This is a genomic window from Campylobacter coli (assembly GCF_009730395.1).
In the GTDB taxonomy this organism is placed as follows: Bacteria; Campylobacterota; Campylobacteria; order Campylobacterales; family Campylobacteraceae; genus Campylobacter_D; species Campylobacter_D coli.
The window spans coordinates 1,479,736-1,493,407 of the sequence record NZ_CP046317.1 but is presented as its reverse complement, the minus strand read 5'-3'; the positions used below and the strand labels follow the sequence as shown (position 1 = coordinate 1,493,407).

Here is a 13,672-nt window from a genome sequence, read left to right as displayed (position 1 = left end):
TTGATAAGATTTTAATAAAATCCCAAAAATTTCCACCATACAAGGCCAACAAGTATCATTACGGTTATATCTATCACTGAAATAACAAATCCTACAGACCACCATTTTTTAAGACTTACATAACCTGTTCCAAAAATAACTGGAGCTGTTCCTGTTGCATAATGCGTTAAGGCCATCATAACATTTCCTGATGCTATCATAATAAAAGCATAAAGAAGTGGTGGAGCCCCTAAAGCAAGTCCTGCACTATAAAATACAAAAAACATAGCTGAAATATGCGCTGTGGTTGAAGCAAAGAAATAATGCGTATATAAAAAGGCAAGGCTTAAGAAAATCATAATAGAAATTTCACCAAGTCCCATAGCAGAGGCAAATTCACCCAAAGCTTCAGCTAAAAACTGCGTTACACCGAGCTTTCCAAGTAAAGTTGCCATCATCACAAGGGCTGAAAACCATACCAAAGTATTCCAAGCAGCTTTTTCTGCCAACACCTCACCAAAAGTCAAAACTCCACTTACTAAAACCAAAGAAAGACCAAGCAAGGCAACACTTGTAGCATCAAGAGAAATTCCAAAAAGAAAGCCCAAAGCCCCTGCCCATAAAAGCAAAAGCAATACAAAAACACCTAGCATAATCTTTTCACTACCCTTCATATCACCCAGTTCTTCTAACTTACCCTTTGCAAAAATCTTAGCATTTGGGGTTGATTTAATCTCTGGTGGAGAAAGAAAATAAATCGCCAAAGGCATTAAAAGCATAGCCGCTATACCAGGTAAAAACATACCTAAAGCCCATTGCCCCCAGGTTAAATGCACTTCTAAATTTGTAGCTTGAGCGACCAAATCAACAACCAATGGATTTGGAGCAGTGGCTGTGATAAACATTGCCGAAGAAATAGGATTGGCTTGAAAATTCACCAAAGAAAGATAGGTGCCTATTTTATTTTGTGTTCCATCTTCAGGAGTAGATTTAAAACTTCTTGAGATAGCTTGAACTATAGGATTGATTATCGCACCCGCTCTTGCTGTATTTGAAGGGGTTACAGGAGCTAAGATGGTTTCGCAAAATGCGATAGAATACGCAATACCTAAAGTTTTCTTACCAAAGATACTGATAAAATAATACGCCAAACGCTCTCCAAGTCCTGTTTTTATAACTCCACGAGCTACAATGATAGAAACTACTATAAGCCAAATTAAAGAATTAGAAAATCCGCTTAAAGCATCCTTAATACCTGTTTTGGATTTTAAACTTGATATTGCAGTATTAACTTTTTCATCTATATCTTTTTGGGACATAAATTCAAGAGCTAAAGAGTTTAATGCCGCGATCTTGCTCTCATCAATAAGCTTTTGCGCAGCAACTTTTGAAGTTGCTTTTGCATAAAGTTTATTTAGACTATCTATTTGATATTCTATGTTTGAATTAGATTTTAAAATCTCATTTACTTTAGGTTCTAAATTTTTAGCCACATTTGCTTTGATGAGATTTTCCAAAATACTAGCTTGTGATTTTTGTTCCATGGTAACTTTATAGATATTAGAATTATCTTTTAAAACAATGGCTTCAAGAGTTTTGATATGTGTAGCACGAACAGAACTTTGAGTGGTCGTGATTCCACTTAGTGCCACAATAGCAATAGCTATCATACACACAGCTCCTAAAGGCATTACCTGTAAGATAACCGCCATAATCACCGCAATAAAAAGTCCAAGAAAATGCCAAGAATTCTCCTCTAAACCTATAGGAGTAGGGATTATCCAAAATGCAAGCGCAATAAGGACACACAGTATAAGCATGGGGATTTTCTTTTTCTCCATTTAAGCTCCTTTATTGTATTAAATTTGTTAAATTTTAATTTAACAATTCTTAATTAAGTATTAAAAATTTTTACCAAAGTCTTGAAATTCTATATGAAAATAAAAATATTTAAGAGATATAAAAAGTAAGTTTAAATGAAATAAACCCTTTCCCAGATGGCTGCGGCACACACTACAATCAAGTGCTCTGCTGTGTTCCCACCCTGAAGCGGTGCTTAAAAATAGCATTGCACAGGTCTAAGAAAAGGCAAAGAAATTATATCATAATATACTTAAAAAGTGTTGAGCTATAAAAACTAAATATAAAAATGTATAAATATGTAACAAATTGGTTATATTTTATATAAATTTTTAAATTTAATTTGCAAAATTATTGTTTTTTTCAAGGAAATACGATTATATAGATATATTATATAAATTTTTAAGGAAAAATCATGGAAATCAAATGGAGTAAAGATTTTAGCATTAAAAACATACAATTAGATAAACAACACGAACTAATTTTTGAAATTGCTGAAATTGCAAACGATTTAGCTTTAAAAATTCAAGATAATGATGTGCAACACAAAAATGATTTAAAACAAATTCTTACAAAGTTATTCCAATATGTAAAAATTCATTTCAAAGATGAAGAAAAATTTATGGAAAGCATTGATTTTCCTTTGATTGAAGAACATAGAAAATCTCATCAAATATTATTAAAAAAGACTAAAGAGCTTTTAGAACACTCAAATGATATTGTTAAAATGTCATTTGAACTTTCAACATTGACCAAAGATTGGATTTTAGATCATTTTGCTAATGAAGATTTATGGATAGCTAACTTCACAAAAAAAGCTCTACATCTTCAAGAGATTCATTATAATCTAGAGCAATACATAAAATTAAAATCAATTAGGCAAGATTTAAAGACTGAAAAAACCTATGATTATATTTGCAATTGTTCTTTGCGTATCCATGCAGTTCCACAGACTATACATCAAGAGCTTGTTAGCAAAGAAAATACCTTAAAGTGCGAAAAATGTGGGCAAATTTTAGTTCATTTGGATTATTTTGATTTGAATCAAAATTTCGAAAAATTCAATGCTATTTTTGAAGATGCACTACAAAATCACCATTTCACGACTCAAAAAAATGATATGGGGGGGGGGATAGATGAATTTTCAAGTAAAAACCTTAGAAACTTTCAATCCTTTCGAAAGTTTAAATCACGAACAAGCAAACACAGAACAAATTCTTGATTTTAGAGTTATAGATTTTAAACTTCTGTGTTCTAGTGTAAAACCAGCGAAAACAAAAACTTATGAAAGAAAGGATTTTGACTTATTTTATGCAGATAATTTTTTTGTAAAAAACTACAATACCATAGTGCAAAAATTTCTTATAGAAATTTATCCAAAAAAACAAAGTTTTCCTTTTACAGTCAAACTTAGATCCAACTCCAACCTAACCCATCTAAAAGCCAGTATCAACCTTACAGAAAATTTTAAATATTACCCTAATTTAAAATTTGATATTTTGCAAAATATCTACAAAATAATGATCAAACAAAAATTTTTAATCTTAAGACTTGATAAAAATTTATTTGACAAGATTGATGATTTTATCTTATCAATACAAAAAAGTCCATCTATTAAAGAAATAGAGCTTGAAATTGCCAAAGGTGTAGATAAGATTGAACATAAAAGTGATGAAATTATTTATCATAGAGATGTTAACGAAGAATGTTTTGACGAAAATATTAACTATGATGAAGGAAATTACTGTAAACCTATTGAAAAAAATGAGCTACTTTTTGAATACATTTATAGAATTCTTGGAAAAGAAGGACGAAATTTAAGAGGAGAAATCCTTCATTTAAATCCAATAGCCTTTCTTGATAATCCTTTTATCATAAAAGATGAAAGCATTTACACAGAAGAATTAGAAGATAGAATTAAATATTTTAGCGCCAATTATGGATTTTTAAATAAAGACCACTCAGGATATAGCGTTATAAACAATTTAAAATTATCACAAATAGGGCTTAAAACAACCGGTTCAATCAAAACAAATACCGATGAAAATATAAACTTAGAAATCACTAATTTTGATATAAGTGATGATGCTATTAAATCAGGTATTGTAAATGTTCAAGCTTCAAATATAAAAGTAAATGGGAATGTTGGAGCAACAAAACTTTATGGAAAAAATATCAGTATCAAAGGCTTAACTCATGCAAAAAGCGAAATTTTTGCACAAGATATTTTTATTACAACACACAAAGGAACTTTGCAAGCTGACACTGTATATATAAAAAATTTAGAAAATGGGACAATTATAGCTAAAAATGTATTTGTTGAAAACTGCATGGGTGGAAAAATAGAAGCAGAAAATATTTATATTTGCAATTTACTAACGGATAATACTTTATATCCAAGAAAAAATCTAATCATAACAAACAATATAAAATTTAAAAACAATATCGTAGTTTCACCACTAGTTTCTATTGAAAACAACTCAGATACAGAATGCGAAAATCTTAAAAATCTAAGCCTTAAAATAAAAAGTAAGCTTGATGACACCATAAGCAAAATGCAAAATTACTATGATTATCTAATCAAAAATCAAATCAAAATCATCAAACTTCAAAAGACTAAAAATCCTAGCGCCATAGAAATGAAATTTTCAAATCTTTATCACGATATCATAAAAAAATACAATCATCTTAGCATTTCGTATAAAAAATTTATAAAATTAAAATATCAAATTGATGCGAAATTAAATTTCTTAAATGAAATGGTTTACAATGTAAAAATATACATAAAAGCCGAAAATATCGGAGAGGATAATTTTTTAAAATTTTATCCTAACACAAACACCAACCTTGAACTAAAACATCATATAAATTTAAAAGACTATGAAAAGGTTTTATATCTTGAAAAAGGACAGCAAGTAAGTTATATTAAATCAAGCCATAATTATAGCGAAAGCGACATAGAAGAAATTAAAATTATTTTTGAAAAATTAGAAAAAGATAATTCCTAAGAATTATCTTTTCATATTAATGGCTTTTTGTATCATCTGATCACTTGTAGTGATACTTTTTGAGCTTGCATCAAAGGCTTTTTGAGTTACGATAAGGTTTGAAAGCTCTGCGCTTAAATCAACATTTGATTGTTCTAAGAATCCGCCTTTAAATTTAGCTGTATTGATCACTTGTCCATCTTTCATGATAAAGCTAGCATCTCCGCTATTGGCTGTTGCTGCAAAAATATTATCTCCCATAGCAACCAATCCTTGCTCATTGATAAAATTATATAAAGCAAGCTTTCCAACTATGGCATTTTTGCCATTGCTAAATTGCGCAACTATACTTCCATCATCGGATATATTATATTGTTCAAAAAACCCTTCAGCTACACCATCTTGTTGTGTAACTACATTTTTTTCGACGCCTTCTTTAATATAAATCCCACTATAACCCGAACCAGGCTTGTTAGCATCATAAGGAGAACCTAAATCAATATTAATTGTTCCACCATTTGGATTTGCAATGCTTGTAATATTGTTTTGAAGCAAAGCACCATTTTTATCAAAAACCATATTTCCTTCAGTCGGATTGCCTACGGCATTGCCATTAGAATCATAAATTTGTGCAATAGCTTTATATTGTATATTATCGCCTTCTTGCGGTAAAACTCTTTCAAGTGTAACCCTTAAAGTGCTTTTACTTCCATCTGCATTATAAATAGGGGATTCTAAAATATCTTTATTGGCTTTTTGTTGCTCTGTTGAAATTTGAGCTGTATCAAGCTTGATGCTATTTTCATCCAATCCTTTTAAATCAAGCTCGTTACTTTTAAAATTTAGATTTTCATCTAAAGTCGCTTCAAAGCTTGTTTTTACGCCATTATCATCAGTGAAATTTAAAATAATCCTATCACCCGCTTTAGCACTAAACACATCTTCTTTGCTAACACTACCGCTCACTACATATTTGCCATCTTCAGTCTTTTGGACATTAAATTTCGCAGGATCAAGATCGACTTTAACCACTTCTGTTGTTGCATTCGTATTTAAACTTCCACTCCATTTTACATTTTGAGTTACTTGCGGAGGCAAATACATATTCACAGGAACTTTAATCACTCCTTGTGAAGCCGTTGTCCCTATGTTAAAAGCGTCATTTGAATTTACGGTAAAGCCACTATTTACAGGAGTTCCTGTGTTAAGATAATCCCCCATAAGCCCCGCGACTCTATCACTATAACTCACTCCAGCAAAAGCAGGATTCATAGTTCCTAAAACAAAATTTCCATAAGAATCCACTAAATTTCCAGCAGCATCTCTTCTAAAGGCTCCATTTCGGGTATAATAAGCTTCTCCATCAGCACCCAAAACACCAAAAAAACCTTTTCCTTGAAGTGCCACATCAAATTCACCCTCACTTGCTACAGGTGAACCTTGTTCAAAAACGACTTGAGAAGAAGCCGCACCACTTCCATAGCCTCCTTGGGCAGGGTTAGTGGATTGGGTTGTTATGGTGCTATAAAAAATGTCTTTAAATTGCGCATCTGAGTATTTAAAGCCTGTGGTATTGACATTTGCGATATTGTTCGCATAAACATCTATACCAAAGCTATTGGTTTTAACTCCTGAAACGCCATTATAAAATGAAGTCATCATGGCTTAAGCCTTTTCTTCTTCATCGCTATCTTCTGTAGATCCTGAAGAATCTCCGCTTGAACCACTTCCTGAACTACCGCTTCCCGTGCTAGAAGAAGAGCTTAATTTATAATCAGTGATTTCTGATATAGCATCAAAAGGAACTTCTTGACCCGCCATTTTTGCATAAGCAATACCCTCTTTAAAAACAATTCCTTCTATAGGGTAAGTACCATAATTTGCAGTGATTTTTTCGCCATTTTTATTGTTATAAACCATTTTAACAGTATACTCGCCATCACCCGCATAAACACCATCGTTATTTCTTCCTGGCCACTCCATCGTAAAGAGCCCTTGAGAAACAGATTGTTCGCCACTTTTTTCACTAAATACAAGCTTGTTGTTGCTATCGTATACTTCCAAAGTAACCCCATTTTCATCCGAATCCTCAGGCAAATACATTTTAAGCGCGATAATCTCATCTGAACCTGTAAGCTTGATTTTGTTATCTGAAACAGTTGCCATCTTTCCTATAGCTCCGATAGCTGAAGTACTCATACTTGTGCTAAAAGAATTTGAAAGTAATTGCATAGTTTCAACCATTTTTTGCATGGTAGTATTTGTATTTTGTTGCATTTCAAGTGCTGATAATTGAGAAGTTTGCGTAAGCATTTTGTCACTATCCATAGGATCAGTTGGATCTTGGTGCTGAAGCTCGATCAAAAGAAGTTTTAAAAACGCATCTTTATCAAGCGTTGCATTTGGATTAGAAACAAGACCTGAACTACTGGTTGAACTTGTATCTGAAGTAGTACTTGTGCTAGTGGTGGTAGCAGCAGTATTAGTATTTGTATTTGTCATAGTCCAATCTGATGAAGTTAACATTATAAACTCCTTTTTATATTTAAGTCTTTTTTTAATAAAAGCAATAAGTGTTCCAACTTAGAAATACTTCGCTAAAACAAGCTCTAGATTGACTTTTTCACTTTCATTTTTTCCATCTAAAGCATCTTTAAAACCATATCCGCTTCGATTTTTTCCTTGATTTTGATTTTGCTCTCTTTTACCTTGATCGCTAAAATTCATTTCAAGTCCAGTAAATCCCATATTTACAAGAGAATTTTTAAACTCGGCTTGATTTTGAATAAATAAATTCATTGCATTGGTATTGGAATTAAAATTAATATGAAGATTGTTTCCTCTTTGTACCAAAGTTACCTCAACTTCTCCAAGATTGTGAGGATTTAGCGTGATACTAAGCTTGGTGATTGGGGCTTTGTATTGCTCCATTGCTGCTTTTAAATCCTGCGAAAAATGTTGTAAGGTTTCCTTAGGAGTGATATTTTTAGTATTGTTTTGTGAAATTTTATTTAAATCTTTCACTAAAGAATTTAAATCATCTAAAGGATTTTTTTCGGTATTCTCACTCTGTATTTTACCTTGCTCTTGTGTATAATTTTCTTTATTAGTGTAGTGAGTGAAATTTGTATTGTCTTTATTGAGATTAAGATCTTTTGGGCTTAAATTCAAGCTCAAATTTTGAGAATCTCTTACATTTTCTTTGTTGGAAGTTTTGTTAAAATTTGTATTTTCGTTTTTAACCTGTTCTTTAGGATTTTCACTTAGATTATTATTTTTATCCAACGCTTGGTTTAAATCTTTTATATTTTTGATATTGTTTGTTTCTTGATTTAAACCCTCTTTGTTATTAAGAGGCTTTTCTTGTATCAATACTTTATCTTGGGGCAAGGTTTTTTCCTGTGTTGATACTTTATCTTGCATTGGCAACTTATCTTGTGTGGTATTATTTTTGCTAGGTGTTAAATCTTGCACATTAGCTTTATTTGCATTTTTTAATTCTTTATCATCTTTTTTTAAAGACTCATTTAAGAGTGTATTTTTATCATTTTTAAACTCTTTGCTTTGTTCTTTATTTTGCACCTCTTGGCTTGGAATTTTTTTATCATTGTTGGTTAAATTTTCTTGTTCAAGCTCTTTTAAAGACTCGCTATGAGTTAAATTTTTAGAAGTATTTTTTAATTCTGCTGTTTCACCATCTGTTTGAATTTTAACATTATCGTTTTTAACTTCATTTTTTTCTTTTTTGCTTGAAATGATAGCATCTAAATTCTTTAAAGTTTGAGAAAGCAAAGAAGTATCATCTTTTTTTGTCATTTTAGAATTTTGACTAAGATTAGCATGTGGAGTGTGATTTAAATTTTGCACATTTTGGTTTAAATTTTTACTGATATGAGCAAGTTTATTGTTTATAATCTCTTTAAAAACATTATCCACTGCGCCTTTAAAGAAATTAGCCTTATCCAAATTTGGAAAAGTAGCCTTAAGATCTAGCAAACGATCTACTTTGATATTTTTTACATTTAAGCCCAAATCCTTAGCTATATTTAAAAGCTCGCTAAGATTGCTTGCGCTTTTTAAAGCATTAAAATTAGCTTCTGTTTTTACAAGCTGAGAAAGCTGGGTGGAAAGATTGGCAAGTTTGATATCGGCCGTATCTGCTTTTAACTTGTCAAGCAAAGATAAAATTTGCATAAAAGAAGCAGATTCAAAAATACTTATTTTATCACTCTCGCTAAAAACCCCATTTTGTAATTTATCCATAGCTTCATTAACAACTTCTTTTTTACTGATTTTCATATGATCAGGCAAAAACTCATTTGTTTCTTCGATAGAATTGAGTAAAGAATTTAAAAAACTCTCTGTATCATCTTGTGTTGTATTGTCAGATTTTTTTAAATCCTGCTCTTTAGTTTTGCTCGATGAACTATGGGTTGTATTTGTCTTGCTTGGAGTAAGATTTAAAATGTCATTACTTGGGGTCAAATTTGACATGATGGTTCCTTAATTATTTTAAAAATTGACTTGACGCTAAATGAGGAAATCTTTCTTTTAAATAAGCATTTTCATATACTTTGATCATCTTATCTTCATTTAAAGCAACTAAAATATCCAAAAGCTCTTCTAAATTTTGAGCCCTCGTAATTTTTTCAAGATTTTCTTCATTTTCCAAAAGCTCTGTAAGCTCGCTTGATATTCTTGCCATTTTTTCATTTTGATTAGATTTTAAAGTTTCTAAAAGATCTAAAACTTGAAGCAATACTTCACTTTTTCTGTTGATTACTGGAGTATCAAGTTCTATAAAAAACTCTGTATTTAATGGTTTTGACATTTTAACTTCCTTTTTAAAAATGATATCTAGACAAACTAGAAGCAAGAATCGTTCCAACTTTTGCTTTTTGAAAAATTAAGCAAAAGTTCTATATAATTTTGGCTTTGAATTTAAATTTGGAGAGCATCTTGGAAAATATTAGAAATATCGCAGTTATAGCCCACGTTGACCATGGTAAAACCACTATGGTAGATGAACTACTAAAACAATCAGGTACTTTTAGTGAAAGAGAACAAATTTCAGAACGCGTTATGGATAGTAACGATATAGAAAAAGAACGCGGTATCACCATACTTTCAAAAAATACAGCTATCAATTATAAAGGCACAAAAATCAACATCATAGACACTCCAGGCCATGCCGATTTTGGTGGAGAAGTAGAGCGTGTTTTAAAAATGATCGATGGGGTTTTGCTCTTAGTCGATGCGCAAGAAGGCGTTATGCCACAAACTAAATTCGTGGTTAAAAAAGCCCTATCTTTAGGACTAAAACCTATAGTTGTAATCAACAAAATCGACAAACCAGCTGCTGATCCTGAAAGAGTAATCAACGAAATTTTCGATCTTTTTGTAGCTTTAGATGCAAACGATGAGCAACTTGACTTTGCTATCGTTTATGCTGCAGCAAAAAATGGTTATGCTAAGCTTGATCTAAACGATGAAAGCGACAATATGGAGCCCCTTTTTAAAACCATACTCGAGCGCGTTCCAGCTCCAAGCGGTACTAATGACAATCCTTTACAACTTCAAGTCTTTACTTTAGGATATGATAACTTCGTAGGTAAAATAGGCATTGCTAGAATTTTCAACGGCGTTGTAAAGAAAAATCAAAGTGTAATGCTCGCAAAAGCCGATGGTACTAAAGTAAATGGTAGAATTTCAAAACTCATCGGTTTTATGGGCTTAGAAAAAATGGATATAGAAGAAGCAGGCAGTGGCGATATCGTTGCGATCGCAGGTTTTGAAGCTTTAGATGTGGGCGATAGCGTTGTAGATCCAAACAATCCTATGCCACTTGATCCTTTACACATCGAAGAACCAACCTTAAGCATAGTATTTTCAGTAAATGATGGTCCCTTAGCAGGAACTGAAGGAAAGCATGTGACTTCAAACAAAATCGCTGAACGCTTAGAAGCTGAAATGAAAACCAATATCGCGATGAAATACGAAAGCACAGGCGAAGGCAAATTTAAAGTAAGTGGTAGGGGCGAACTTCAAATCACTATTTTAGCTGAAAATATGCGTCGTGAGGGCTTTGAGTTTTGCATGGGAAGACCTGAAGTTATCGTAAAAGTTGAAGATGGGGTTAAGACAGAACCATTTGAACATTTAGTTATCGATGTGCCTGAAGAATTTAGTGGTGCAGTGATAGAAAAGCTTGGAAAAAGAAAAGCTGAAATGAAAACTATGGCACCTACAGGCGATGGACAAACAAGACTTGAATTTGAAATTCCTGCACGCGGACTTATAGGCTTTAGATCTCAATTTTTAACCGATACCAAAGGCGAAGGCGTAATGAACCATAGCTTTTTAGAATTCCGCCCTTTTAGTGGTGCAGTTGAAAAGCGTAACAATGGTGCTTTGATCTCTATGGAAAATGGCGTGGCTTTGGGGTATTCTTTGTTTAACCTTCAAGAGCGCGGGGTGCTTTTCATAGAACCTCAAACCAAAGTATATACAGGGATGATTATAGGTGAGCACTCTCGTCCAAATGACTTAGATGTTAATCCTATCAAAGGAAAAAATCTTACCAATGTAAGAGCAAGCGGAAGCGATGATGCGATCAAGCTTGTACCGCCTAGAAAATTAAGCCTTGAAAGAGCTTTAGAGTGGATAGAAGAAGATGAACTTGTAGAAGTTACACCTCAAAATGTGCGTGTTCGCAAACGCTATCTTGATCCAACTCAAAGAAAAAGAATGGAAAAAGCAAAATCTTAATGGACTTAAAAAGCTTAGAAAATAAAAGACTTTATATACTCAAACGCTTAGGAATTTTAAAATTCTTAAGCGTTGTAGAAGCTTTACTTGTGGGCTTTTTAGCCTTTGTTTTTACAAAAGATATTTTAATAGCCCTCATCCTTGCTGTGTTTGTAGGTATTTTCTTCTTTCGCCTTACAGCTAAAAAACTCAAACTTGCAAAAAAAGAATTAGAAATCGATGCTTTGAATTTATTTTTGCGTCGTTTTGGGGCTAAATTTAGAAAAGAAAGTTTAAGCCAAAAAGATTTTTTAAAACTAGAACTTAGCGAAAATTTAAAGGATTTTAAAAGCCAAAATTGCTTTGAATTTAAAGAATTTAAAATTTATGATATTAACTTCATCGATGAAAACAAACGCTTTTTTTGTGGAATTTTGCTTGAAATTTTAAAGCCTAGCAAAAATCCTAGCTTTGAAGATGAAGAGAAAATTTATGTTAAGTTACAAGATAAAAATTTCACCCTAAATCATATTTTTTCTAAGGACAATCACTATCTTATTGCCACTCTAACAAATCCTTTTTTCATAGACTTAAAAGAAAGTCTAGAGAAAAATTTCAAAAATTTAGAAAACAATCTCAAGCTAATAGAAGAAAAAATCATCAAAATTTAATCCTCATCTTTAGCCAAATTTTCCAAGCTTTTAAGCCCTTCTTCGCCTATCAAATTCCCGCCTTGCAAGTCGCTAAATATAGCATTTAAAGAACTCACTATGGCAGTAGAATTAAAGCTTAAATTTTCTATGGCTCTTTCTCTTTTTTTCCATATATTTTGCAAGGCTCTTTTTTCTGCTTCTAGCTCTTCTTTCATATTTTGGTAAGTTTTGAGTATAAAAGTGATTTGCGTGTTAAATTCCTTGGAATTTAAGTATTCGTATAAAATGTGATTTTTCTCATCTTTGTTTTGCAAAGCATTTTTGAGTTTATAAGAATTTATAATGCTTTCTCTAAGCACTGCTAAAACGCCTTTAAATTCAGCAAAAGTGCAGATTAAAATCCCCTCTTTAAAATGTGTTTTTTGCTTGTCTTTAGGCATGGTTTTGGTGATTAAAACCGCTATATCACTTTTAGCGGCTATGCTGTCAAGCTTAAGCTTGTCGATCCATTCTTTATTAAACTCTTTAGTGCGTTTGCTCTCATACAAAATACTACCGCAAATATTGCCAAAGCTGTCTTTTACGATATGCAAACAATCCGCCCCATTTACTCCCTTTGGCACTTCTTTTACCTCATCACCGATGTATTCGTTTTGGATATATTCTTCTATGAGTAGCTCTGCTGCTTCGCCTTGGAGTTGCTGTGAGCCTTGCTCTATCCTGCGTTGTGCGTCCTCTAGCTTTTGAGCTACGCTTTTAAAATTTGTTTCTAATTCTTTGTATTTAAGATCTTGCTCTTGAGTGCTTTTTTGAAATTCAAGACGCATTTTTTCTCTTTCAAGCTCTAGTTTTTTGCCTTCTTGTTCTTTAAATTCTTTAAACGCCTCTTCTTTAACCTCAAATTTAAGCCTTTCTTCGTTTTCTTTTTGCTCTCTTTTTAGCTTTTCATTTTCAGCTTTTATGCTTAAAAATTCGCTAAGTTCTTTGCTCTTTTTTTCTAATTCTTCTTGCATGATTTTCATCTCATTTTCATGCTCTTTGTTAAACTTCTCACTGAATTCTTTTTGGAAATTTTGCTTTTGTGTTAGCAATTCTTGCTCGAATTTTTGTTTTTCTAAAAGAAGTTTTTGGCTTACTTGTTCGCTTATAAGTTTTTCTTGCTCTATCTTTTGGGCTTTTAAGTCATTAAAAGCTTTGGTGTATTCGGCTCTTTTGGCATTGACCTCATCTTCAAATTCTTTTTTTTGCTTAAGCATTTCTTGCTTGGCTTTGTCTAAAATTTGAGCATATAAAGCAGTGCTGATATCGATAAAACTTCCACAATTTGGGCATTTGATTTGCTCGTTTTGATTTAAATTTGACATAAAGACTTCCTTGAGAATTTTTATATAAATTTAACATAGAAAAACAAAGATTATTCTAAGATTGACTTGTTAAAATCCTTGT

Annotated in this window: 10 protein-coding genes and 1 other RNA gene; 4 read left to right on the top strand and 7 right to left on the bottom strand. The window is 32.1% G+C overall.

Translation table 11 applies throughout. From position 1 onward, the window contains the following. Nucleotides 1–11: 11 nt before the first annotated feature. Nucleotides 12–1,820: a DASS family sodium-coupled anion symporter gene (locus tag FOC43_RS07580; RefSeq protein ID WP_002788192.1), complete on the bottom strand. Its 1,809-nt coding sequence runs from the start codon at nt 1,818–1,820 to the stop codon at nt 12–14. Nucleotides 1,821–1,966: 146 nt separating this feature from the next. Continuing rightward, an RNA gene (ffs, locus tag FOC43_RS07575) (signal recognition particle sRNA small type) lies at nt 1,967–2,064 on the bottom strand. 190 nt (nt 2,065–2,254) lie between these two features. Here ffs and FOC43_RS07570 point away from each other — a divergent pair. Together FOC43_RS07570 and FOC43_RS07565 are read left to right on the top strand one after the other, a co-directional pair. Continuing rightward, nucleotides 2,255–3,061 carry a hemerythrin family protein gene (locus FOC43_RS07570; protein WP_002793250.1) on the top strand — a complete coding sequence of 269 codons (807 nt, stop codon included), beginning with the start codon at nt 2,255–2,257 and terminating at the stop codon, nt 3,059–3,061. Beyond that, nucleotides 2,976–4,847: a flagellar assembly protein A gene (locus FOC43_RS07565; protein WP_004284559.1), complete on the top strand. Its 1,872-nt coding sequence runs from the start codon at nt 2,976–2,978 to the stop codon at nt 4,845–4,847. The genes FOC43_RS07570 and FOC43_RS07565 overlap by 86 nt, the downstream gene beginning before the upstream one ends. A 3-nt stretch (nt 4,848–4,850) precedes the next feature. Here the strand turns inward: FOC43_RS07565 and FOC43_RS07560 are convergent, their stop codons facing one another. The 4 genes from FOC43_RS07560 to FOC43_RS07545 are packed head-to-tail and all read right to left on the bottom strand — an operon-like array spanning nt 4,851 to nt 9,657. Continuing rightward, complete coding sequence (locus FOC43_RS07560) at nt 4,851–6,488, bottom strand: flagellar hook protein FlgE (protein ID WP_002790223.1); 1,638 nt, start codon at nt 6,486–6,488, stop codon at nt 4,851–4,853. A 3-nt stretch (nt 6,489–6,491) separates the two neighbouring features. Then, complete coding sequence (locus FOC43_RS07555; protein WP_002838606.1) at nt 6,492–7,352, bottom strand: flagellar basal body rod modification protein; 861 nt, start codon at nt 7,350–7,352, stop codon at nt 6,492–6,494. Nucleotides 7,353–7,409: 57 nt separating this feature from the next. Next, nucleotides 7,410–9,320 carry a flagellar hook-length control protein FliK gene (locus FOC43_RS07550; protein ID WP_002793257.1) on the bottom strand — a complete coding sequence of 637 codons (1,911 nt, stop codon included), beginning with the start codon at nt 9,318–9,320 and terminating at the stop codon, nt 7,410–7,412. A gap of 13 nt (nt 9,321–9,333) precedes the next feature. Continuing rightward, on the bottom strand, nt 9,334–9,657 hold the full coding sequence (locus tag FOC43_RS07545) for a hypothetical protein (protein WP_002779298.1): 324 nt from the start codon (nt 9,655–9,657) through the stop codon (nt 9,334–9,336). 128 nt (nt 9,658–9,785) lie between these two features. On the opposite strand from FOC43_RS07545, the gene typA reads away from it, so the two are divergent. Both typA and FOC43_RS07535 read left to right on the top strand, forming a co-directional pair. Then, nucleotides 9,786–11,594: a translational GTPase TypA gene (gene typA / locus FOC43_RS07540; RefSeq protein WP_002779297.1), complete on the top strand. Its 1,809-nt coding sequence runs from the start codon at nt 9,786–9,788 to the stop codon at nt 11,592–11,594. Beyond that, a complete protein-coding gene (locus tag FOC43_RS07535; RefSeq protein ID WP_002779296.1) occupies nt 11,594–12,244 on the top strand; it encodes a hypothetical protein in 651 nt (216 codons plus the stop codon). The genes typA and FOC43_RS07535 overlap by 1 nt, the downstream gene beginning before the upstream one ends. Here FOC43_RS07535 and FOC43_RS07530 read toward each other — a convergent pair. Continuing rightward, nucleotides 12,241–13,590: a DUF2130 domain-containing protein gene (locus FOC43_RS07530; RefSeq protein WP_004284561.1), complete on the bottom strand. Its 1,350-nt coding sequence runs from the start codon at nt 13,588–13,590 to the stop codon at nt 12,241–12,243. The genes FOC43_RS07535 and FOC43_RS07530 overlap by 4 nt on opposite strands. Nucleotides 13,591–13,672: the final 82 nt, after the last annotated feature.